The sequence below is a fragment of the Burkholderia sp. BCC1644 genome (assembly GCF_902833225.1).
In the GTDB taxonomy this organism is placed as follows: domain Bacteria; phylum Pseudomonadota; class Gammaproteobacteria; order Burkholderiales; family Burkholderiaceae; genus Burkholderia.
The window spans coordinates 1-21,831 of sequence record NZ_CADFEI010000003.1; the positions used below are offsets into that span (position 1 = coordinate 1).

The 21,831-nt window shown below is 67.1% G+C and carries 19 protein-coding genes; 10 read left to right on the forward strand and 9 right to left on the reverse strand.

What is annotated here, in order from left to right; genetic code table 11:
• The 4 genes from HWX87_RS06520 to HWX87_RS06535 all read left to right on the forward strand — a co-directional run.
• Positions 1 to 261 (forward strand): FAD-binding protein (locus HWX87_RS06520; RefSeq protein ID WP_208456519.1); only part of this gene is annotated, 261 nt, incomplete at its 5' end.
• Positions 262 to 340: 79 nt separating this feature from the next.
• Complete coding sequence (locus tag HWX87_RS06525) at positions 341 to 1,198, forward strand: MaoC family dehydratase N-terminal domain-containing protein (RefSeq protein WP_176046365.1); 858 nt, start codon at positions 341 to 343, stop codon at positions 1,196 to 1,198.
• A gap of 10 nt (positions 1,199 to 1,208) precedes the next feature.
• Positions 1,209 to 2,399, forward strand: coding sequence for a CaiB/BaiF CoA-transferase family protein (locus tag HWX87_RS06530; protein ID WP_176046366.1), 1,191 nt, complete (start codon positions 1,209 to 1,211; stop codon positions 2,397 to 2,399).
• A 3-nt stretch (positions 2,400 to 2,402) separates the two neighbouring features.
• The gene (locus HWX87_RS06535) at positions 2,403 to 3,254 is read left to right on the forward strand and encodes a CoA ester lyase (RefSeq protein ID WP_176046367.1); all 852 of its coding nucleotides are present in this window, start codon (positions 2,403 to 2,405) and stop codon (positions 3,252 to 3,254) included.
• 160 nt (positions 3,255 to 3,414) lie between these two features.
• Here the strand turns inward: HWX87_RS06535 and HWX87_RS06540 are convergent, their stop codons facing one another.
• The 8 genes from HWX87_RS06540 to HWX87_RS06575 all read right to left on the reverse strand — a co-directional run bounded on the left by HWX87_RS06540 (position 3,415) and on the right by HWX87_RS06575 (position 13,633).
• The gene (locus HWX87_RS06540) at positions 3,415 to 4,839 is read right to left on the reverse strand and encodes an MmgE/PrpD family protein (protein ID WP_176046368.1); all 1,425 of its coding nucleotides are present in this window, start codon (positions 4,837 to 4,839) and stop codon (positions 3,415 to 3,417) included.
• Between the two features lie 59 nt (positions 4,840 to 4,898).
• Positions 4,899 to 6,188, reverse strand: a complete 1,290-nt coding sequence (locus HWX87_RS06545; protein WP_176046369.1) for an MFS transporter — start codon at positions 6,186 to 6,188, stop codon at positions 4,899 to 4,901.
• Positions 6,189 to 6,277: 89 nt separating this feature from the next.
• Positions 6,278 to 7,687 (reverse strand): MmgE/PrpD family protein, encoded by a 1,410-nt coding sequence (locus HWX87_RS06550; protein ID WP_176046370.1) that lies wholly within the window; start codon positions 7,685 to 7,687, stop codon positions 6,278 to 6,280.
• Between the two features lie 36 nt (positions 7,688 to 7,723).
• A complete protein-coding gene (locus tag HWX87_RS06555) occupies positions 7,724 to 8,794 on the reverse strand; it encodes a zinc-binding dehydrogenase (RefSeq protein ID WP_176046371.1) in 1,071 nt (356 codons plus the stop codon).
• A gap of 43 nt (positions 8,795 to 8,837) precedes the next feature.
• Complete coding sequence (locus HWX87_RS06560) at positions 8,838 to 10,313, reverse strand: aldehyde dehydrogenase family protein (RefSeq protein ID WP_244137609.1); 1,476 nt, start codon at positions 10,311 to 10,313, stop codon at positions 8,838 to 8,840.
• 35 nt (positions 10,314 to 10,348) lie between these two features.
• Positions 10,349 to 11,839, reverse strand: coding sequence for an aldehyde dehydrogenase family protein (locus HWX87_RS06565; RefSeq protein ID WP_176046372.1), 1,491 nt, complete (start codon positions 11,837 to 11,839; stop codon positions 10,349 to 10,351).
• Between the two features lie 29 nt (positions 11,840 to 11,868).
• Positions 11,869 to 12,759 (reverse strand): SMP-30/gluconolactonase/LRE family protein, encoded by an 891-nt coding sequence (locus tag HWX87_RS06570; RefSeq protein WP_176046373.1) that lies wholly within the window; start codon positions 12,757 to 12,759, stop codon positions 11,869 to 11,871.
• 61 nt (positions 12,760 to 12,820) lie between these two features.
• Complete coding sequence (locus HWX87_RS06575; protein ID WP_176046374.1) at positions 12,821 to 13,633, reverse strand: enoyl-CoA hydratase/isomerase family protein; 813 nt, start codon at positions 13,631 to 13,633, stop codon at positions 12,821 to 12,823.
• Between the two features lie 320 nt (positions 13,634 to 13,953).
• On the opposite strand from HWX87_RS06575, the gene HWX87_RS06580 reads away from it, so the two are divergent.
• From HWX87_RS06580 to HWX87_RS06600, 5 genes are all read left to right on the forward strand, one after another.
• Positions 13,954 to 15,393, forward strand: a complete 1,440-nt coding sequence (locus HWX87_RS06580) for an MmgE/PrpD family protein (protein ID WP_176046375.1) — start codon at positions 13,954 to 13,956, stop codon at positions 15,391 to 15,393.
• Between the two features lie 144 nt (positions 15,394 to 15,537).
• Complete coding sequence (locus tag HWX87_RS06585; RefSeq protein ID WP_176046376.1) at positions 15,538 to 15,777, forward strand: aldehyde dehydrogenase family protein; 240 nt, start codon at positions 15,538 to 15,540, stop codon at positions 15,775 to 15,777.
• Positions 15,778 to 15,814: 37 nt separating this feature from the next.
• Positions 15,815 to 16,636 (forward strand): SDR family NAD(P)-dependent oxidoreductase, encoded by an 822-nt coding sequence (locus tag HWX87_RS06590; RefSeq protein ID WP_176046377.1) that lies wholly within the window; start codon positions 15,815 to 15,817, stop codon positions 16,634 to 16,636.
• A 765-nt stretch (positions 16,637 to 17,401) separates the two neighbouring features.
• Positions 17,402 to 18,511: a porin gene (locus HWX87_RS06595; RefSeq protein ID WP_176046378.1), complete on the forward strand. Its 1,110-nt coding sequence runs from the start codon at positions 17,402 to 17,404 to the stop codon at positions 18,509 to 18,511.
• 246 nt (positions 18,512 to 18,757) lie between these two features.
• On the forward strand, positions 18,758 to 19,657 hold the full coding sequence (locus HWX87_RS06600; RefSeq protein WP_244137610.1) for an alpha/beta hydrolase: 900 nt from the start codon (positions 18,758 to 18,760) through the stop codon (positions 19,655 to 19,657).
• A 51-nt stretch (positions 19,658 to 19,708) separates the two neighbouring features.
• On the opposite strand, the gene HWX87_RS06605 is transcribed toward HWX87_RS06600, so the two are convergent.
• Complete coding sequence (locus HWX87_RS06605; protein WP_176046380.1) at positions 19,709 to 20,332, reverse strand: TetR/AcrR family transcriptional regulator; 624 nt, start codon at positions 20,330 to 20,332, stop codon at positions 19,709 to 19,711.
• Between the two features lie 573 nt (positions 20,333 to 20,905).
• Here HWX87_RS06605 and HWX87_RS06610 point away from each other — a divergent pair.
• The gene (locus HWX87_RS06610; RefSeq protein ID WP_244137611.1) at positions 20,906 to 21,793 is read left to right on the forward strand and encodes an alpha/beta fold hydrolase; all 888 of its coding nucleotides are present in this window, start codon (positions 20,906 to 20,908) and stop codon (positions 21,791 to 21,793) included.
• The last annotated feature ends 38 nt before the right edge of the window (positions 21,794 to 21,831 follow it).

Here is a 21,831-nt window from a genome sequence, read left to right on the forward strand (position 1 = left end):
CTCGGCGCATCGCGCGCGGCAGTCGACGCCGGCTACGTGCCGAACGACTACCAGGTCGGCCAGACCGGCAAGATCGTCGCACCGCAGCTGTACATCGCGGTCGGCATCTCGGGTGCGATCCAGCATCTGGCCGGCATGAAGGATTCGAAGGTGATCGTTGCGATCAACAAGGATCCGGAAGCGCCGATCTTCGGCGTGGCCGACTATGGCCTCGTCGGCGATCTGTTCACGCTCGTGCCGGAACTGGTCAACGAACTCTGACGGGAACGGCTGCAACGACACGCTTGCGCGAGCCCTTGCAGCCTTCAAGACGCTTCAATCATCGAGAGCGCGAAACGACATGAGTGTCGAACAACCCGAATCATTCGACGCGTGGGTCGGCCGCCGTGAAGAAAGCGCGGACCGGATTACCCGGGCGCCGATCCGGCTCCTGCGAGCGACGCTGGATTATGACGACGCGTCCGTGCTGCCGGACGCCCTGCCGCCGCTGTGGCACTGGCTGTACTTCCTGCCGGGCGAGCGCCAATCGAACATCGGTGCAGACGGCCACCCGCGGCGCGGCGGTTTCCTGCCGCCGGTCGCGCTGCCGCGACGCATGTGGGCCGGTGGACGGCTGCAGTTCTTGCGCCCGCTGGCCGTCGATGCGACGGTGCAGCGTCGTTCCACGATCATGAACGTACAGAGCAAGTCCGGCCGCAGCGGCCAGCTCGTGTTCGTGACCGTGCTGCACGAAATCGGCGACGCGCAAGGCGTGGCGATCCGCGAGGAACAGGACATCGTGTATCGCGACGCACCGCCGCCCGCGTCGGCCGGCGCCCCTGCCCCGGCTCCGCAGCCGGCACCGGTCGACGAACAGTATTCGTGCACCATCACGCCCGACCCGGTGCTGCTGATGCGCTTTTCCTCCCTGACCTTCAACGGCCACCGGATCCACTACGATCGTCCGTACGCGATGCAGGAAGAAGGCTATCCGGGCCTGGTGGTGCACGGCCCGCTGATCGCGATGCTGCTGATGGAGGAACTGCGCCGCACGCACCCCGGCAAGACTGTCCGCCACTTCGAATTCAAGGCGGTCAGCCCGCTGTTCGACACCGCGCCCTTCACGGTGAACGGCGCGCTCGAAGGCCATACCGCCCGCGTGTGGGCACGCGGCCCGCAAGGACAGCTGGCCATGCAGGCCAGCGCCGAACTGGAATAACGATCCGACCATGCAAGCTCGAAAAGGCCCCCTGAGCGGGATGACCGTCGTCACGCTCGAACACGCGATCGCCGCGCCCTTCTGCACCCGCCAGCTCGCCGACCTCGGCGCGCGCGTCATCAAGGTGGAGCGCCCCGGCGTCGGCGATTTCGCGCGCGCCTACGATCACCGTACGCGCGGACTCGCGTCGCACTTCGTCTGGACCAACCGTTCGAAGGAAAGCCTCACGCTGGACCTGAAGCAACCCGCCGCCCAGGAAGTGCTGGGCGAGCTCGTCGCGCAGGCCGACGTGCTGGTGCAGAACCTCGCACCGGGCGCGGCCGCGCGCATGGGGCTGTCGTTCGACGCGTTGCACGCGAAATATCCGCGCCTCATCGTGTGCGACATCTCCGGCTACGGCGGCGACGGCCCCTATCGCGACAAGAAGGCCTACGACCTGCTGATCCAGAGCGAGGCCGCGTTCCTGTCGATCACCGGCACGCCCGACGAGCCGAGCAAGGCCGGCAACTCGATCGCGGATATCGCGGCCGGCATGTATGCGTACACGGGCATTCTCAGTGCGCTCCTGCAACGCGGCGTGACGGGCGAAGGCTCGCACGTGGAAATCTCGATGCTCGAAGCGCTGGCCGAGTGGATGGGCTTCCCGATGTACTACGCGTACGACGGCCAGCAGCAGCCGGGCCGCAACGGCGCGGCGCACGCGACGATCTATCCGTACGGCCCGTTCACGGCGGGCGACGGCCGCGTCGTGATGCTGGGCCTGCAGAACGAGCGCGAGTGGAAAGCGTTCTGCGACACCGTGCTGCGCGACCCGGTGCTGGCAACCGACCCGCGTTTCGACGCCAATGTCCGGCGCTCGGAACATCGGGCCGAACTGAAGGCCGTGATCGAAGCGGCGTTTGCGGGCCTCACCGCGCAGGAAGTCATTGCACGCCTGGACGACGCGCAGATCGCGAACGCGGCCGTCAACCAGGTGAGCGATCTGTGGACGCACCCGCAACTGCATGCGCGCGAGCGCTTCCGCACCATCGACTCGCCCGCCGGCGAACTGCAGGCGCTGCTGCCGCCGGCCACGATCGACAGCTTCGACGTCCGCATGGACGCGGTGCCGGCGCTCGGCGAGCACAGCATGGCGATTCTGCGCGAACTCGGGCGCTCCGACGCCGATATCGAACACCTGCGCGCCGCGGGCGCGATCTGAACCATGTCCACGCCCTCTTCTCCCGTGCATCACGCGCGCAGTTTCCTGTTCGTGCCGGCCACCCGGCCCGAACGTTTTGCGAAGGCGCTCGATTCGGCTGCCGACTGCATCGTCATCGATCTCGAGGATGCGGTCGCCATGGACAGCAAGGACGCCGCGCGCGATCAGCTCGCGCAGCACCTGCCGCTCCTGACGCCGGAACAGCGCTCGCGCACCGTCGTGCGCGTGAATGCCGTCGGTACGCCGTGGCATGACGCGGACATCGCATTGCTGCGCGACTGGACCAGCCAAGGCGTCGTCGTGATGCTGCCGAAGTCGGAAGACGCGAATGCGCTGCGCCGCGTCGCGCAACAACTCGGCGACGCGGCGCGCATCGTCGCACTGATCGAATCGCTGGCCGGGCTCGATGCGGCCGATGCGCTGGCGCGCGACCCTCAGGTCCTGCGGCTCGCGTTCGGTCATCTGGATTTCCAGCTCGACCTCGGCATGCGCGCATCGGCGGAAGAACCGGAGCTGGCCTTTGCGCGCAACGCGCTCGTGGCTGCCTCGCGCCGCGCGCGGCTGCCCGCGCCGATCGACGGCGTGACCGTTCGCACCGACGACGCCGAGCGCCTCGCGGCCGATGCCCGGCGTGCGCGCGCGTTCGGCTTCGGCGGCAAGCTGTGCATCCACCCGGCGCAGGTCGCCGGTGTGAACGAAGCACTGGGCCATTCGGATGAAGAACAGGCGTGGGCGCGCCGCGTGATCGACGAAGCCGCGAAACATGGCGGCGCGGTGTTCAACCTCGACGGCCGCATGGTCGATCTTCCGGTGATCCGCGCGGCCGAGGCGATCGTCGCGAGCGTGCGGAAATAGGCGCGATCGGCAGGCGGTCCGCGATTTACTCGCGGCGTTGACGGCCCGGTATCCGAGGGGCAAAGAGAAAAAATGGGCGGCGTCCGGTATCCCGGCGCCGCCCATTGTCTTGTGTGGCGCCCGCCCGTGACGCACAGCGCGCCCCGGACGGTCATCACGATCAGCCTTCGACGGCCCACATCGCAGTCAGCTCGGCGGCCTTCGTCGCCGGATTCAGCTCACGCAGCGCGGCCAGCAACGCGCGTGCCCGTTCGGTGCCCAGCACGTCCGTGGTCAGGTCCATGAACTTCGCATCCTGCTCGTGCTCCGGCATCGGGTTCGTGTCGGTGCCGATCGGGTCGCCGACGAACACGTGCTCGGCGCGGCCGTCCTTGAACGTGACGGTCACGTCGGCCACGAACTTGCCGGGATACTGCTTCTCCAGCTCGGGTGCCTCGCTGATGCGGATGCCGCGCGCGATGTCGATCACGGGAGCCATGTCCACCTTGCCGGCCAGGTAGTCGCGATGCACCGGGTAGCCGTTGCCCTTGCCGAGCAGCGTGAACGCGGCCTGGATCGGCAGACTGAACTGCACGTGTTCGATGTTCTTCGGCGCATACGCGTTGACATTGGCCGTGCCAACGACGACGTTGAAGTGCGGCGTGATCTTCAGGTGGATGTCGGCGATGTCGTCGCGACGCGCCGCGAACGGCCGCAGCGCATCGATGTACGCATGCGTGCAGTAGCACGCGCAATACGCCTTCAGCCACACCGTGCCGATCTCGAACGGCCGGTCGATGACGAAGCGCTGTTCGGCGTGGTCGCCGGCCGTGCGTTGCAGGAAGGTGCGGAAGAAACCCTTGTTGCCGCTCAGGAACGCGCGCGGGCCGGTGATGCCGGCACGCGCCATGTCGGCCGCCGCCATCCCGTTGCGCGTGCCGATGCCCGCATGGATGCGCTTGATCGAGCCGCCGGTCGACGTGTACTCGGTCGTGCCCGACACGTGGCTCAGCGCGATCGCCAGCGCGTGCAGCGTCGTCTCGGCGTCGAACCCGCGCAACTTGGCGGCCACGGCCGCCGCGCCGAAATTGGACAGCGTGCCGTGCGGGTGATAACCGCGCTGCAGCAGCTCGGGCGCGGCCAGCATGCCGATGCGCGCGTAAACCTCGTAGCCGGCCACCATCGCGACGATGATCTCCTCGAGCGACGAACCCAGTTCCTCGCCGATCGCGAGCGCGGCCGGAATCACGCAGCTGCCGGGGTGGCTGTAGCTGGGGCCGTGCGCATCGTCGTACTCGAAGCCGTGCCCGTACGAGCCATTGACGAACGCGGCGTCGGCCGCGCTCATCGTCAGCGCCGACGCGCTCACGCGGCTGTTGCCCGGGCGTTGCTGGGCCGTCGCATACGCGAGCAGCTGCTCGGACCACGGCAGTTTCGAAATGCCGACCTGCAACGCGATCTGGTCGCGCATCAGCCGGCTGATGCCGGCATGCGCGCGCGCGTCGAGATGCTCGTATTTCAGTTCCTGGATGAAGCGCACCACCGCTTGCTCGAGCGGCGGGCAGTTGTCCGGCGCAACCGGCCGGGTGTCACGGGTGACGGTCATTGCAGTCTCCTGGATGATCGAAGGATGAATGGCCCGGCCTGCGCGCGGGCCACGTCGGTTCACGCGGGGCGATAGGTACGGCGCTGCCGCCCCACCGAAAGTGCGATGCCGGCGGCCAGCAAGGTGACGACGGCCATCAGCAGCAGCGCCGCCGTGTAGCCGCCCGTGTGGGCCTTGGTCACGCCGAGCAGGTACGGCCCGGCGAAACCGCCCAGGTTGCCCACCGCGCCGATCCACGCGATGCTGGCCGCGGCGGCGGCTCCGGACAGCAGGTCGGTATTGATCGCCCAGAACGCGGGCAGCGCGCCGAACACGCCGAAGGCCAGCACGCAGAAACAGCCGAGCTTGAGCACCGGTGCATCGATCAGGCCGGCCCCTACCAGCGCCGCGGCGGCGATCAGCGCGGGAATCGCGATGTTCCAGCGCCGTTCGCCGGTCCGGTCGGCGCGGCGCGCCCAGAACACCAGGCTCGCCGAGCCGATCACGTAAGGGATCGCCGTGACGAAGCCGGTCTGCACGTTGGTCAGGCCGAAGGATTTGACGATCTGCGGCAGGAAAAAGCCGATGCCGTAGATCGTCAGGAAGAAGCCGAACGCCATCGCGGCCAGCAGCCACACGCGCCGGTCGCTGAACACGCGCGCCACCGGAATGTCGTGTTCGTCGCGGCGCCGGTTGTTCTCGCTTGTCATGCGCTCGGCGAGCCACGCGCGTTCGTCCGGCTGCAGCCAGTGCGCGTCGCGCGGCGAACCCTTCAGGTAGCGCAGCGTGACGAAGCCCAGGATCACGGCGGGTGCCGCCTCGATCAGGAACATCCACTGCCAGCCTTGCAGCCCGCCCAGGCCGTCGAGCCCGCGCAGCCCCAGCAACATGCCCGAGATCGGCGAGCCGATCACCGACGACAGCGGCGCGGCCACCAGCAGATAGCCCATCACGCGCGCACGGTACGCCGACGGGAACCACAGCGTGATGCAATAGGCGACTCCGGGGAAGAACCCGGCTTCCGCGAGGCCCAGCAGCAGGCGCACGGCATAGAAGCTCCATGGGCCGGTCACGAAGGCCGTGGCGCCCGAGATCAGCCCCCAGGTAATCAGGATGCGGGCGATCCAGATGCGGGTGCCGACCCGCACCAGCAACAGGTTGGACGGCACCTCGAACAGGAAATAGAGCAGGAAAAACAGCCCCGAGCCCAGGCCGTACTGCGCGGGCGTGAGGCCGATCGCGTCGTTCATCTGCAGGCTGGCGAAGCCGACGTTGACGCGATCCAGGAACGAGATGAAATAACACAGCATGAAAAACGGGACGAGGCGCCGAAACACCTTGGCCATCGTGACCTGCTCGAGCGAATGCATGAGGTCTCCTCACATGTTTTTATGGTGCCGGGCGATCACCGCGATTCGCCCGGCACGAACTTTCCGCGCCGGTTTCGTCCGTGTCTCGATCAGTGCCCGGACGGCACGAGCGGATCGAGCAGCGCGGCGGCCACGTCGTCCACTTCGTCGAGGTGAAGGATGTCGCCGATCATCGTGTCGACCGTCTGCTTCGACAGCTCGATCGCGGCATACGGCACGCAGAGCCTGAACTTGGCGACGAAGTCTTCTTCCGTGAACGGGTTGCGCGGGTGACCCTTCACGTACACGCATTCCTGCTTCAGCACGCGCCCATCGCGCAGCGTGACGGCGAGGCGCGCGCCCCAGTCCGACACGTCGGGGTTTTCCTCGGCGGTGATGCGCGTCATCAGCTCGCGCACCTCGGGCCGGTTGCGCGCGTCCTCGTTGTACGACTCGAGGAACACCTTGTCGTCGAACGCGGCAATGGCCACCACGTAAGGCAGGCTGAACTGGCACTCGGGCACCGTGACCGGATGCCACTTCTTCTCCTGCGGCTCGCACACCGCGCGCCAGCTCGGCGTGGACGTCTCGATGTGGATGCCGGCGATGTCGGCCGCGCCGAACCGGTGTGCCTTCATCAGTTCGCGGATGGCGTCGATCGACGAATGCGAGAAATAGCAGGCACTGTAGCCCTTGGTGATGATGTTCTCCATCTCCCAGTGCTCGCCGAGCGCGTGCAGGATGAAGTCGGGATCGGTCTCCCAGCGCGCCGTGCTCAGATAGCCCTTGGGCCCGGTCAGTACCTCGGCGCGCGGGCCCGTAATGCCGCGCTGGGCCAGCTGGCAGCACGTGATCGCGGCCTGGCTCACCAGCCCGTGATGCATGCGCACCATCAGCGTCGCCGGCGAATAGATGCCCATCGTGTTGGGCTGCGTCATGGTCCGCGCGATGCCCTGCGCGTTTTCCAGCTGGTCCTGGGTCAGCCCGAGCAGCTTGCCCACGGCGGCCACCGCGCCGAAGATGTAGTGGCCGCCGCATTCGTGATGCTTGATCGCGCGGTTGATGACCTTGTAGGCCGTGCCGAGCCGCACCAGGATTTCCTGCCCGACCGCCATCGCCGCGAGGAATTCCTTGCCCGACACCTTGCCGCGCAGGCCGGTGGCGGCCAGCAGCGTCGGCACCACGTATTCGGTCACGTGGCCGGCTTCTTCGTGCAGGTCGCCGCAATCCATCGCGCGCGGCATCGGGCCCAGCGCGAGCGCCGCCTCGTGGGCCGGCACGCGGCCGCCGTAGAACGGCAGCGGCGTCTGCGGGTTGCCGCCCCGCTCCTTCACGAGCGCGACGATCTCGGGGATACCCTCCATGGCCGAGCCGCCGATGGTGACGCCCATCGCGTCGAGCAGCGTCTGCTTCGCATGGCGCGTCACGCCGGCCGGCAGGTCGGCATACTGCGTTTGCAGCGCCATCCGGCACAGCGTGGCCATCGGGTCTTCGACCCCTTGCCGTTCAAATTTCGTCATTGTTCCGTCTCCTGGTCGCGGGATGCCTTGGCGTGCTCAGAACAGGAACACGCCCTTGCCGCCCGCCTGCGCGTCGAACTGCCGGTAAGCCTCGTCGGCCTGGTCCAGTTTCCAGTGGTCGGTGAACAGCTTGTCGACGTCCACGCCGTGTTTCGCGACGAAGTGGATGCAATCCTTCATCCCGACTTCCGAGAACGTGTAGGAGCCGATGATGGTGCGCTGCTTGCCGATCACGTCCTTCATGCCGTCGACGTTGAGGTTACCGCCCACGGCCACCAGCGCGATGCGGCCCCACGGGCGCGTGCTGCGCACGGCCTGCTGCTTGGGCACGTCGCCGCCCGCGCAATCGATCGCGCAGGTCACGCCGAGGCCGCCGGTGAGCTTGTGGATTTCCTCGATCGGGTCCTGCTTGCTGCCGTCGATCACGTGGGTCGCGCCGAATTCCTTCGCGCGCGCGACGCGGTCGGCCGCGATGTCGATGCCGATCACTTCCACGCCCATCGCCGCGGCCAGCTGCACGGCCGACAACCCGACCGGGCCGAGGCCGAACACCGCGAGCGTGTCGCGCGCGCTGATGTCGAGGCGCAGCAGCGCGCCCCAGGCCGTTCCCGTGCCGCAGGAAATCGCGGCGCCGGTGGCATACGACACTTCGTCGGGCAGGTGGACCAGCGACGTCACGGGCACCTTCATGTAGTGCGCATGGCCGCCGTGCTTGATGACGCCGTGGATATCCGCGCCGTGGCTGCACATCTGCGTCCAGCCGGTGCGGCAGTGATCGCAGTGCATGCAGCCTTCGTAGTGGAACACCGCGACGCGGTCGCCGGCCTTGAACGCGCGCGGATCGACGCCCGCGCCGACCGCGACCACCTGTCCGCACGGCTCGTGACCGCCGATGATCGGCGTGTCCTCCGACATCCCGCGCGATGCGAGATCCTTGAAACCCAGCGAGCGGATCACGTCGGCCGGCTTGTTGCGATAGAAATGCAGGTCGCTGCCGCACATCCCGGATGCCTTCATCTCGATCACGGCCTCGCCCGGGCCGGGCGTCGGGTCGTCGAAATCCAGGATCTCCAGCGTGCGTTCGCCTCTGAAAACTACGCCTTTCATGTCTTGTGTCTCCTGTGCGGTCGGGCAGCGGCGTCGTGCCGGCTCAGACCAGGTTGATATAGGTGGCCTTCGGGTACAGGAAGCTCTCGACGTGCTCCTTCCCGCCCTTCCATCCGTAGCCGCTCATCTTCGTGCCGCCGAAACCCACGGCCGGGTCGATCACGCCGTAGCAGTTGACCCAGACGGTGCCCGAGCGAATCCCCTGCGACACCTTGTGCGCGGTCGACAGGCTGCTCGTCCACACACCGCCGGCGAGGCCGTACGGTGTGTCGTTCGCGAGCCGCAGCGCGTCGTCCATCGTGTCGAACGGAATCACCGACGCGACGGGCCCGAAGATTTCCTCGCGGGCGATCGTCATGTCGTTGCGGACATCGGCAAACACCGTCGGCTCGACGAAGAAGCCGCCGGCCGGTGCGCCGTCCGGGCGCCGGCCGCCGTGCACGAGCCGCGCCTCCGTGGCGCCGATGTCCACGTAATGCATCACGCGATCGAGCTGGCGCCGCGAGATCAGCGGGCCGATCTGCGTATCGGGATCGCGGCCGTCGCCGATCCGGATCGAGCCGGCGAACGCGGCCATGCGCTGCACGAATTCGTCATGAATCGCGCGCTGCACGAAGATCCGTGTACCTGCCACGCACACCTGGCCGGTGTTGGTGAACACGCCCATCGCCGCGCCCGGCACGGCCTTGTCGAGATCGGCATCGGCGAACACGATGTCGGGCGACTTGCCGCCGAGTTCGAGCTGCAGCCGCTTCAGGTTGCCGGCCGACGCGCGCACGATGGCCTGCGCGGTGCCCACCGAGCCGGTGAAGGCCACGCGATCGACGTCCGGGTGTTCGGCCAGCGCCTGGCCGACGTCCTTGCCGTAGCCGGTCACGACGTTGATCACACCGTCGGGCACGCCGGCTTCCATCATCAGCTCGGACACGCGCAGCGACGACAGCGACGCATCCTCGGCCGGCTTCAGCACGGCCGTGCAGCCGGTGGCGAGCGCGGGGCCGTAGATCCACCACAGCCCCATCAGCGGGCCGTTCCACGGGATGATGCCGCCGACCACGCCCACCGGCATCAACTGCTTGAGCGCGGTGAAGCCGGGTGCGATCGACATCGGCGGCGTTTCCACCGCGCCGGCGCCGGTTTGCGATGCGTAGAACTGCAGCAGTTGCGACAGCCATTCCTTGTAGCCGCGCGTGCGGGCGAGCGGCGCGCCCATGTCGAGCGTCTCGATCAGCGCGAGCTCGTCGAAGTGATCGAGGATCACGTCGTGCACGCGCAGCAGCAGCTTGCGCCGCTCGTGCGGCGTGAAACGGCTCCACGGCCCTTCGAACGCGCGGCGCGCGGCGGCCACGGCGCGGGCAACGTCCTGCGCGTTGCCCTGCGCGACATGGCACAGCACTTCGCCGGTGGCAGGATTGATGGCCTCGATGCGTTCGCCGCCGGCGGGGTCGACCCATGCCCCGCCGATCAGCAGCTTCTTGGTGCCACGTACGAAATCCGGCATGCTCGGGTTGATGCTCAAGAGTGTCTCCTTCCGAATTGTTCTGGATGACGAAGTTACATGCGAAGCATGATCGACTTCGTTTGCGTATAGGCGTCGATCGACTCCTGGCCGAATTCGCGCCCCCACCCCGATTGCTTGTAGCCGCCGAACGCCATGGCCGGATCGGATTCGCCGAAGGTGTTGATCCACAGCCGCCCGGCCTTGAGCGCGCGCACGACCTTGTGCGCGCGTGCCACGTCGCGCGTCCACACCGCGGCGGAAAGGCCGTAGCTGGTGTCGTTGGCCTGCAGCACCGCATCGTCCTCGTCCTTGAACGGGATGATCGACAGCACCGGTCCGAAGATCTCTTCCTGCGCGATCCGCATGCCGTTGCGCACGTTGTCGAACACCGTCGGCTCGACGAAGTAGCCGGCGCCGTCCCACGGCTGGCCGCCGAGCCGCAACGTCGCGCCGCCCTCCTGGCCCACGCCGATGTACGACCGCACGCGCTCGCGCTGCGTCGCCGAAATCAGCGGGCCGATCTTCGTGTCGGCCGCGAACGGGTCGCCGGCCTTCCATGCGGCCGCCACCTGCGCCACGCGCTCCGCCACTTGCTCGTGGATGCTCTCCTGCACGAACAGCCGCGTGCCGGCCGAGCACACCTGGCCCGAGTTGCCGCAGAAGGTCTTCACGGCGGCCTGCACGGCCTTCTCGATGTCGGCGTCGGCGAACACCACGTTGGGCGCCTTGCCGCCGAGTTCCAGCGTCACCTTCTTCAGGTTCCCCGTCGCGTCGCGCGTGATCTGCTTGCCGACCGCCGTCGAGCCCGTGAACGCGATCTTGTCCACGCCAGGGTGCTGCGCCAGCGCCGCGCCCGCCGTTGCACCGAAGCCCGGCAGCACGTTGATCACGCCCGGCGGCAGGTCGGTTTCCTGGATCAGCTCCGCGAGGCGGATCGACGTGAGGCAGGCCAGCTCGGCGGGCTTGAGGATCACCGTGTTGCCGCAGCACAGCGCGTTGGCGAACTTGATCGCGGCCATCAGGATCGGCACGTTCCACGGGATGATCTGGCCGCATACGCCGAGCGGTTCGCGCAGCGTGTAGATCAGCGTGCTGCCGTCCGACGGGATCGTGGTGCCGAGCACCTTGGAGCACCAGCCCGCGTAGTAGCGCACGATGTCCACCGTGGCGGTCACCGCGCCTTGCGCGAACCACAGCGGCATGCCGTTGTCGAGCGATTCGATCGCGGCCAGCTCGTCGATGTGGGCCTCGATCTGGTCCGCGATCTTCAGCAGCGCGCGTGTGCGGGCGTGCGGCGACAGTGCCGACCATGACGGCGCTTCGAATGCCTTGCGCGCGGCGATTACCGCGGCGTCCACATCGGCGCTGTCGGCCTCGGCGACCCGGCAAAGCAGCTGTTCGGTCGCGGGGTTGATCGTCTCGAAGGTCTTGCCCGATGCGGCATCGACCCATTGCCCGCCGATCAGCAGGCGCTTCGCACCCTGCCCGATCCACGCGAGCGCTTTTGCACGCGCGGCTTGCGCGGTGTCCGTGATAGTCGTCATGAATGCTCCAGTTGGGGTGGCGTGATGCATCAGGCCAGCGGCACGTCGACGCGCGTCGACAGCACCGCACTCAGCGGATTGGCGCGGCGCACCTCCGGATTGAAATCGGCGGGCGTCACGCACATGAACAGCGTGCGTCGATCCTCGCCGCCCAGCGCGCAGGCATAGCAGTTGCGCTCGCCGGTCTGGATCTCCTCGAGGATCGTGCCGCCGGGCGCCACGCGCAGCACGCCCGTCTTCGTGAAATCGGCGACCCAGATCGCGCCCTCGGCATCGACCTGCGAGATGCCGTCGGGAGCCACGACGATCTCGGCCATCGAGCGGATCACGTCCTCGTCCTGCGGCACCGGGCCGAACGTCGCCCAGTCGCGGCGCGCGGAGAGCGAACCGTCGGGCCGGATGTCGAACGCCGACATCCGGTTGCCCCAGGATTCGGACACCACCAGCGTGCGCCCATCGATGATCGTCGCGCCGTTCGCGAAGTGCAGCGGCTCGCTCACCATCGTGACCGTGCCGTCCGGATCGACGCGCGCGAGCCGGCCCGGGCGGCGCGGCGCAAGCTTCATCACGTCGAAGCCGAGGTTGCCGACCCACACGCGGCCCTGCGCGTCCACCACCATGTCGTTGGGTTCGAATTCCAGGTGCGGCGACAGGTCGGCATGGCGCACGACCGAGCCGTCGTGCTCGCGGCGCAACAGCGCGCGGTCGTGCATCGACACGACGATCAGCCGCCCGTCGGGCAGCCAGCCGATGCCGGACGGGCATTCGGGCACGTGCATCTCCTCGCAGAGGTTGCTGCCGTCCTCGCGCATCGAGTACACGCATTCGGTATAGAGATCGCTGAACCAGAAGCGGCCGTCGTGCCAGCGTGCGGCTTCGGTATGCGTCATGCCGTCGAGAAGCAGGGTGAGCTGTCTCATTTAACCTGTCGTTAGTTAGATTGAAGGATGCAGCGTGATCGCGGTCCGTGGGTTCGAGCGGTCACGACTGCGGCAGGCGGGCCGACGGAAATTCGGGCTGGCGCTTGCCGCGCAACGCGGCGACGCCCTCCTTGACGTCCGCCCCCAGGAAACACAGCATTTCAAGCGCGAGCGAGTTGTCGAAGACCGGCCCCGCCACGCGCATCCAGTTGTTGAGCGATTTCTTGGTCGCGCGAATCGCGGTCTGGCTGCCGCGCGCGAGGTTGGCCGCGATGGCCAGCGAGCGCGACAGCACCTCGGCGCGCGGCGCGCAAAAGCTGACCAGGCCGATCCGTTCGGCTTCCTTGCCATCGACGAAATCCGCGGTCATCAGGTAATACTTGGCCTTGGCCATCCCGCACAGCAGCGGCCACACGATGGCCGCGTGGTCGCCCGCCGACACGCCGAGGCGCGCATGTCCGTCGGTCAGCTTCGCGTCCTCGGCCATCACGCTCACGTCCGCCAGCAGCGCGACGACGAGGCCCGCACCGACGGCCGTGCCGTTGATCGCGGAGATGATCGGCTTGTCGCACGCGAGCATGTTGTAGACGATGTCGGACGCTTCCTTCATCACGCGCATCGTGGCCTCCTGGCTGGTCGCCATTTCCTCGACCACGGAGAGATCGCCGCCGGCCGAGAACGCGCGATCGCCGGCGCCGGTCACGACGACCACCTTCACGCTCGGGTCGTCACCGACGACACCCCAGACCTTGGTCAATTCCCAGTGCATCCGGTTGTTCGTGGCGTTCATGACCTCCGGACGATTGAGCGTGACGAGCAGGACGCCGTCCGGCTGGCGATCGAACAGGAGGAACTGGAAATCTTCGTATTTCATGCTGGGCCCTGGGATTGTCTGGAACGGCCGGCGACGTATGTCGAAGCCCGCCGATGAAGTGACCTGCGTCGGTTCGCGGTACCGGGGAAAGCGCAAGGGACCGTCAGGATACCCTGCAATCTAACTAACAGTTGTTATTCTATTTTGCTTGCGGGGATTTCCCATCAGGGAATCCCCGCATGCCGCGAGTCAAATGCACGCCTTCCGGCGCGCGCTTTTCGACGCGCGGAACGTTTCCGACACAAACGTTGCGTGCGGCGGGTTCAGCGCCAAACCTGAAGGCATTCGCAGGAACAGAATCAGAACAAGGAGCGAGACACATGAGTCACCCGACCCTCATCCAGCAACTGGCCGACTTCTCGGCCGGCGTCGACATCGCCCGGCTACCCGACATCGTCGTGCAGGAGTGCAAGCGCGACATTCTCGACTCGCTGGGTGTCGCGCTGGCGGGGATCGATCATCCGAGGGGACGCATCGGCATCGAAACGGGCCGCCGCATCGGCGGCCGCGCGGGCGACGCGACCATCATCGGCACCGGCGAACGCTCGACCGCCTACGGCGCGGCGTTCGCCAACAGCGAATTGCTGAACGCGCTGGATGCGGACTCGGTGCTGATGCCGGGCCACGTGAGCCCCTACGTGCTGCCCGGTGCATTCGCGACGGCCGAGACGCACCGGCGTGCCGGCCGCGACCTGATCGCCGCCGTGGCGGTGTCGCACGAGATTTCGTATCGCTTCGGCGCCGCGATGAGCGGCTACCGCGACACCAAGGACGGCAAGTCGGCCAATCCCGCATCGGTCGTGGGCTACAGCAGCACCGTGTTCGGCGCGACCGCGTCCGCGGGCAAGCTCAAGCGGCTGTCGGCGGCGCAACTGGCCAACGCACTGGGCCTGGCCGCAGCATCGGCACCGGTGAATGCGCAGCGCGCGTGGTTCACGCACGCGCCCACCGCCACCATCAAGTACCAGCTGGCTGGCGGCCTGACCAACATCGCGCTCACGGCCGCCGACCTGGGCGAACTGGGCCATCGCGGCGATGTGCGCATCCTCGACGACGCGGTCAACGGTTACGCGAGTTTCATCGGTACCGACCGCTGGATGCCCGAGATCATCACGCGGGATCTCGGCGACGAGTGGCGTTTTCCCGGCTTCCAGATGTTCAAGCCGTATCCGCACTGCCGCGTGATGCACGCGCCGCTCGACCTGCTGATCGACATCGTCACGCAACACGATTTGAAGCCCCACGAGATCGACGGCATCACATCGTTCGGCGAAGGCTGGGCCTATGTGCTGCCCTGCTTCACCAACCGCGAAATCCTGGAGGTGCACGACGCGCAGTTCTGCTTCTCGCACGGCCTGGCCGTCGCGGCTCATCGCATTCCGCCCGGCCCCCGCTGGCAGGATCCGGCCGTCGTGTTCGACCCGTCCGTGATGGCGCTGATGAATCGCGTGTCGCTGGAAACCCATCCGGCCTATTTCCAGTCGATCTCGGCGGACATCACCAGCCGCCCGTCGCGCGTGGAAGTGCGTGCGCGCGGGCAAGTCTTCGCCGGCGAGAAGATGTTCCCGAAAGGCACGCCGTCGGTGGACACCGCGACCTACATGACCACCGACGAACTGGTGAACAAGTTCCGCACGTTCGTCGACGGCCTGCTGCCGGTATCGACTGTCGAGCAGGTCGTCGACAGCGTGCTGAACCTCGAAAAGGTGGAGGACTTCGGCACCGTCATCCGCCAGTTCGTGCGCTCGTCCGGCCACTGAGCACCGACGGCAACCTCGAAAACCACGACCATGGCCCGTCATGCCGTCAACATGCCGCACGCGGATCGCCTCTGCATCTGCGGCCGCTGGAGGGCGCCCTCGTACACCGACACCTGCGCCGTGTTCAATTGAGCGACCGATGAATTGGCTGCGCGCGCAACCATATCGAACGACACGATCTTCGGCCTCAATACGGTGGTGTTCACGCACGACGCAGAGCGGGCGCTGCACGTCGCGCGGCGGCTGCGTGCGGGGTTGGTGGGACACAACGCGTCTCGCACCGATTTCTCCATCGGCTTCGGGGGCTTCAAGCAATCGAGCGCGGGCGGCCTCGAAGCATTTCTCGAAGTCAAGACTGTCGTACCTGGCCCGCCGGCCGAATGAGTACCGGCGCATGAACAAACATCTGGAGGAGCAACCGATGAACAAAACCGAATTCAACAACGCAGCACCGCACGACTGGATGGTCCATTCGCGCATCAAGGGGCTGGTCGCGCTGGTGGTCGGCGCCGGCAGCGGCATGGGCGAGGCCAGTGCGAAAACCTTCGCGGCAAACGGCGGCGCGGTCGCCGTTGCCGACCTGAATGCGGATAACGCCGAACGCGTGGCCGGCGAGATCGCGCGACGCGACGGCCACGCGCTCGCGCTCGGCCTCGATGTATCGAAACAGTCGGACATCGACACGGCCATCTCCAGAACGGTCGAGCGCTTCGGCCGGCTCGACGTCGTCATCAACACGGCCGCGCTGGTGCGTTCCGGGATGCTCGAGGACGTGTCGATCGACGAATGGCGCAGCGGCTTCCAGGTCAACGTGGACGGTGCGCTGATGCTCGCGCGCAGCGCGCTGCCGCACCTGAAGCAGAGCCCGCATGCGGCGATCGTGAACACGGCTTCGCTGGCGGGCGTGCATGGCTATTCACAGGGCGGCGCCTATGGCCCGAGCAAGGCGGCGCTCATCACGCTCAGCCGGCAGATGGCGCACGAGTGGGCATCCTACGGCGTGCGCGTGAATGTCGTGCTGCCGGGCGTGATCGACACGCCGATGGCGCGCTGCTCGGTACCGCAGGAACTGCTCGACCAGCTTGCGGCGATGCTGCCGATGAGCCGGGTCGGCCAGCCGGAGGAAGTCGCCGACCTGATCGTGTATCTTGCGTCGCCCGCGGCCGGCTACATCACGGCCCAGGCAATCGCATGCGACGGCGGCATGTCGCACATGATGTTCGCGAAGCCGATGGGCAAGTAAGCGCGCCGCGAAGCAGGTGCGCCGCGTGCGGCGAGGGCTCGTCCGGGCCTTCGCCGCTGGCGTTCGCACGCATTGCCTGTATCGCCTGCATCGCCCGACGCGAATGACCGGGCTGCGGGCACCTCCGGCCTGATCCCCCGCATGCGGGCCCGGATCACGGCTGACGACGCCCTCTCCGCTCCATCTCCCCCACTACACGTTGCATCGGCCGCGCGAATCCGCACGCCCATCCGACCTTCGACGAAGCTGCGCACGGTATGGATCGCGCCTCGATGCTCGCGATGAACGATCCGTCCATGGACGAGCGCGCCGATTTCCGGATCGAGCTGCACTTGCAGCGACGGCGAACCTGAAAAATTTCGTTCCGTCGGGTAAAACGCCGTTCGACAGCGACATCGCCTCCGAATCGAGTAAACACGGCCCCCAACACCCGCATGGGAACGCTTCCGCGCGCGTTATTACGTAGAACGGATCATGTTTTACGGCGCCGAGTTCGTATGAACAAGTTGAAGTACGGAACACCGGTATTCAGCCAACGGATCATTGCCTGAAAGCACGAATCCGCCTCGGGTTATACCCGATGGAGATTCGATGTCACGCCCCTCAATCTACCGAACGTTAGATTGTCGTCGTACCAAAAGACGACTGTCCGCACCCGGACATCGAGAACGAACCGGCCCATCCGTCCGGTCCTGAATCCGCCGCACAGCCTCGGCAGTTCGACACACTCCGCTCCTTCACTTCTCATTAAATTCGGATACCGAAATGAATGTAAGCCGATCATCAGGGTTGGGCACGAAGAAGACGATCCTCGCGCTTGGCGTCGCTCTCCTGCCCGCTTGTTCGTGGGCGCAAAGCAGCGTCACGCTGTACGGCACGCTCGATACGGGCCTGCTGTTCACCAGCAAGACGCACAACCCGACGACCGGTACGAACGGCGGCAAGCAGGTCAGCCTCATCAACGGCGGGCTGGAACCCTCCAATTTCGGCCTGTTCGGGCAGGAAGACCTGGGTGGCGGACTGAAGGCGACCTTCAGGCTGGAAAGCGGCGTGAGCGTCGTCAACGGCGGCTTCGACAACAGCAACGGCAATTTCTTCGGCCGTCAGGCCTGGCTGGCCGTCGACGGCAACTTCGGTCAACTGAAGGCCGGCGTGCAGTATTCGCCGTTCGTGCTGGCGATCTACGAGGCCGACCCGCGCAACGCCGGCCAGTTCGGCACTGCGTTTTCCGTCTACGGCGCCAATACGTTCGTCGGCAGTTTCAATCCGAATGCGATCACCTATACGAGCCCGAAGTTCGCCGGGTTTTCCGCCAGCGCGATGTATGCATTCGGCGGCATACCGGGCGACTACCGCGCGGCGCAGCAGTATTCGGTCAGCGCCCGCTACGAGTTTCACGGGCTGGTCGTGAACGCCGCGATGTACGACTCGAGTTCGGCCAGGAATGCCGCGGGGCTGACGATCTTCCAGCAGCCGTTCCTGGGCCGAATGCTCGGGCTCAGCTACCACTTCGGCACGTTCGCGGTGAAGGGTTCGTTCACGAGCTACAAGCTGCCGACGACGGTCGCCGGCGGGGTGACTAACGGCGGCACCAACAACGTCTGGAATCTCGGCTTCGATTACTATCCGCTGCCGCAGCTCGATATCAACTCGGGCGTGTGGTACATCCGCGATCCGCAGGATGCGAACAATCACACGTTGCTCGGTGCGCTGACGACGCGCTACTTCCTGTCGAAGGCAACCTCGCTGTATGCGGAGGTCGGCGCGGTGAACAATCACGGCCGGCAAAAATTCGGCCTGTCGATCGACAACGCGCTGTACGGCGCGCCCGGCACGACGATCGGCGCGATCATCGGGATCAACAAGCGGTTCTAGCGGTGCCCCATGGGGCACGATGCGATGTGCCTTGCCCCATTCGGCCGGAGTACGGAACATTCCGGCCGACTCGATTGACTCGATTGCCAACTGCCGCGAACGTATGCAGGGGCGTGCCGAATTCCGTTCGGCATGCATGACATTTCGGCAATGCAGCGCCGGAAACCGGCCGGACGAGGATCACCCATGGCGGGCGCTCCGGCCCGGGCTGCGCAACGCGAATGCAATCGGATCATGAACCATGCGATGACGACGGGAACACGTGCGGTCGGCCCGGCCGGCACCACGCACACCTGGAAAGGCGCCGACGGAATCCGGCTCGCGGGCCGCTCGTGGGGTGACCCCGACGGCACGCCGGTCGTGCTGCTGCACGGCAGCGGGCAGACGCGCCATGCGTGGAGCGGCATGGGCCGCGCGCTCGGCGCGGCGGGTTTTCATGCCGTTGCGTTCGATGCGCGCGGCCATGGAGAGTCGGACTGGTCGCCGACCGGCAACTACAGCCAGGGGGCGATGATCCGCGACCTCGAGCGTGTCGCCGCGATGTTCGAAGGCCGGCGGCCGGTACTCGTGGGCGCGGGGCTCGGCGGCGGGACGAGCCTGCTCGCGGTCGGCGAAGGGTATCTCGACGCCGAAGCGCTCGTGCTCGTCAACATCGCACCGTACATCGAACCGGCGGGCGTGTTGCGCCTGCAGTCGTTCATGCGGCAGCCGCCGGACGGGTTCGGATCACCGGACGAAGCGGCCGACGCGATCCGCAACTATCGCGCGCACCCGGCGCATGCGCTCACGCAGGAAAGCCTGGCCCGCAGCCTGCGCTACGACGACGGGAAATATCGCTGGCATTGGGATCCACACTTTCTCGCGTGGCCGCGCGACCTGGCGCGACGCCATACGCGCTTTGCGGCCAGCGCGCGCCGCCTGAAGCTGCCGACGCTGCTCGTGCGCGGGGAGGAGTCGGAAATCGTCAGCAAGGCGGGAGCGCGCGAGTTCCTCGACCTGTGCCCGCACGCGGAACATGCGGACGTGCGGGATGCCAGCCACACGGTCGCGGGGGAACACAACGACCGGTTCGCCCATACCGTGCTCGATTTTCTCGAACGCCGGCTTCCGCGCGGCCCGGCGCTGCGCGATCGCGCGGTCGCGTGAGCCGGTTGCGTGCGCCGTGCAGCGCACCGCCCGCCGCTCAGCCGCGCGGCGTCAGGACGATGCGGCCAGTTCGGCCTTGCGGCTGCCGCGCCTGGCTTTCGCCGCGGGCTTCGCGCCTGCCGCGGGCTTCACGCCTTCGAAGAACATCGTGGCGAGCTGGTCGGCGACCTTGTCCAGCGAGCCCTTCTTCGGGTCGAACCAGGTCTGGACGGAGTTGATGCAACCGAGGACGAACACGCGGCACAGCGCGATGTCGACGTCCTCGCGCAGGAAACCTTCGGTGCGCAAGTCGTCGAACACCGCGGTCCACAGCTGCTGGTGGCGCTCGCGCCGCTTGACCTGACGCTCCCGCACCTTGTCCGGAAGCTGGGTCAGCAGCCGGCCATGCGCGAGCGCGTAGTCGCCGAACTTGATCAGCGCGCTCATCTGCCCGACCAGCGCTGCCTTGAAGCGCGCGTCGGCCGTCGCATCGGGCGGCAGCGCGTCGAAGTGTTCCTTGATGTGCTGCACGATGCTGTCCGCACCGTGCTCCATCACGACGTCGACCAGTTCTTCCTTCGACGAGAAGTGATAGTAGATGCTGGCCGCCTCGATGCCGGCCTGGTCGGCGATGGCGCGCATCGTCGTCGCGGCATAGCCCTGCGTCGCAAAGGAACGCGCGGCCAGCCGCAGCAAGGTTTCCCGGGTATCCGCGCTGGGATTTACATTTCGCTTTCGCACGTTCGTGTATCAGCCGTCCGCTGTTATCAAGATGAAGTGAAGAGATCCGGATGCCGCATGCGCAGTGCCCGGCCGCGCGGCGTCGTGGAGGGCGCCGCCCGCATGATCATCCCGTTGCCGTTCCGGCTCGCCGATGGCGGCCGGCGGCGTGTCTCCGTCTCCCCGGGTACTGCCTGATCCTCTCGCATGCCGCCGCGCGGCGGCACAAAACTAATGTTTGAGAGGGTAGCGTATTTTCAGGGCGCGAGCCAGTGAACCAAAACACGGTCGGCACGCCCGCCGCGCGGGGTTCGCCGGCCGCGCGATTGCCTGAATCTCTCGTCGGCGGTTCGACGTTGCGCAGCGTTCGCACGATGGCGTCGAGTCGTGCAGCGTCCACGCGCTCACTGTACGGAACACCGTGGCCGCTCGCGTTGACACGCATGCGCCCACCGGCGAAGTTCGAGGGCACGGCGGCCCGCACGAGCGGCGCGCCCTTCTCCATCCGTCGATCATCGTCCCGTCATGCCTTCATCAACCGAATCCATCTTGCGAGCCCCGGCCAAACCGGGAAACCGGCTGCCCGGCACCCCCGATCCCGCGCACCTGTGGCGCACCGCGGACGGTGTGCGGCTCGCGGGCGATACGTGGGGGCATCCCGACGCGCCGCTCGTCGTGCTGCTCCACGGCGGCGGCCAGACGCGTCACGCATGGGGCGGCACGGGCGCGTTGCTGGGCAGCGCAGGCTACTTCGCCGTCGCGTACGATGCGCGCGGACATGGCGACTCGGACTGGAGCGCCGCGGGCGACTACAGCCAGGACGCGTTCGTCGACGATTTGCGGCACGTCGTCGGCGCGCTTGGCGGGCGCCGTCCGGTACTCATCGGCGCATCGCTGGGCGGCGGCACCAGTCTTGTCGCGATCGGAGAACGCCGGATCGATGCGCGCGCGCTGATCCTGGTCGATATCGTGCCGTACACCGAGCCGGCCGGCGTCGCGCGCATCAGGACGTTCATGCAGCAGAATCCCGATGGCTTCGGCTCGCTCGACGAAGTCGCCGACGCGATCGGCCGATACCGCTCGAGCCCGCCGCGTCCGGGCAGTCATGCCGGCCTGTCGAAGAATGTCCGGCTCGGCGACGACGGCCGCTACCGCTGGCACTGGGACCCGCGCTTCCTGTCGGGAACGACCGACCTCGTGGCCCGTCACGCGCGCTTCTCGGCCTGCGCGCGCAACCTCGCGCTCCCCACGCTGCTGGTGCGCGGCGGCAGTTCCGACGTGGTCAGCGAAGCCGGAGTTCGCGAGTTTCTCGAACTCTGCCCGCACGCGGAATACGTGAATGTCGCCGCGGCGGGACACATGGTTGCCGGCGACCGCAACGACGTGTTCGGCCAGGCCGCCGAACAGTTTCTCGCGCGCCACGCCCCCGCTGCATGACCGCGGCGCGCGGACGCGCGGGCGTTCGCGTGTGCAGA

What these genes read in the sequence shown, in the direction of transcription:
- HWX87_RS06525 (WP_176046365.1), top strand. Translation starts at nt 341, where the DNA reads ATGAGTGTCGAACAACCCGAATCATTCGACGCGTGGGTCGGCCGCCGT.
- HWX87_RS06530 (WP_176046366.1), top strand. Translation starts at nt 1,209, where the DNA reads ATGCAAGCTCGAAAAGGCCCCCTGAGCGGGATGACCGTCGTCACGCTC.
- HWX87_RS06535 (WP_176046367.1), top strand. Translation starts at nt 2,403, where the DNA reads ATGTCCACGCCCTCTTCTCCCGTGCATCACGCGCGCAGTTTCCTGTTC.
- HWX87_RS06540 (WP_176046368.1), bottom strand. Translation starts at nt 4,839, where the DNA reads ATGACCGTCACCCGTGACACCCGGCCGGTTGCGCCGGACAACTGCCCG.
- HWX87_RS06545 (WP_176046369.1), bottom strand. Translation starts at nt 6,188, where the DNA reads ATGCATTCGCTCGAGCAGGTCACGATGGCCAAGGTGTTTCGGCGCCTC.
- HWX87_RS06550 (WP_176046370.1), bottom strand. Translation starts at nt 7,687, where the DNA reads ATGACGAAATTTGAACGGCAAGGGGTCGAAGACCCGATGGCCACGCTG.
- HWX87_RS06555 (WP_176046371.1), bottom strand. Translation starts at nt 8,794, where the DNA reads ATGAAAGGCGTAGTTTTCAGAGGCGAACGCACGCTGGAGATCCTGGAT.
- HWX87_RS06565 (WP_176046372.1), bottom strand. Translation starts at nt 11,839, where the DNA reads ATGACGACTATCACGGACACCGCGCAAGCCGCGCGTGCAAAAGCGCTC.
- HWX87_RS06570 (WP_176046373.1), bottom strand. Translation starts at nt 12,759, where the DNA reads ATGAGACAGCTCACCCTGCTTCTCGACGGCATGACGCATACCGAAGCC.
- HWX87_RS06575 (WP_176046374.1), bottom strand. Translation starts at nt 13,633, where the DNA reads ATGAAATACGAAGATTTCCAGTTCCTCCTGTTCGATCGCCAGCCGGAC.
- HWX87_RS06580 (WP_176046375.1), top strand. Translation starts at nt 13,954, where the DNA reads ATGAGTCACCCGACCCTCATCCAGCAACTGGCCGACTTCTCGGCCGGC.
- HWX87_RS06590 (WP_176046377.1), top strand. Translation starts at nt 15,815, where the DNA reads ATGAACAAAACCGAATTCAACAACGCAGCACCGCACGACTGGATGGTC.
- HWX87_RS06595 (WP_176046378.1), top strand. Translation starts at nt 17,402, where the DNA reads ATGAATGTAAGCCGATCATCAGGGTTGGGCACGAAGAAGACGATCCTC.
- HWX87_RS06600 (WP_244137610.1), top strand. Translation starts at nt 18,758, where the DNA reads ATGACGACGGGAACACGTGCGGTCGGCCCGGCCGGCACCACGCACACC.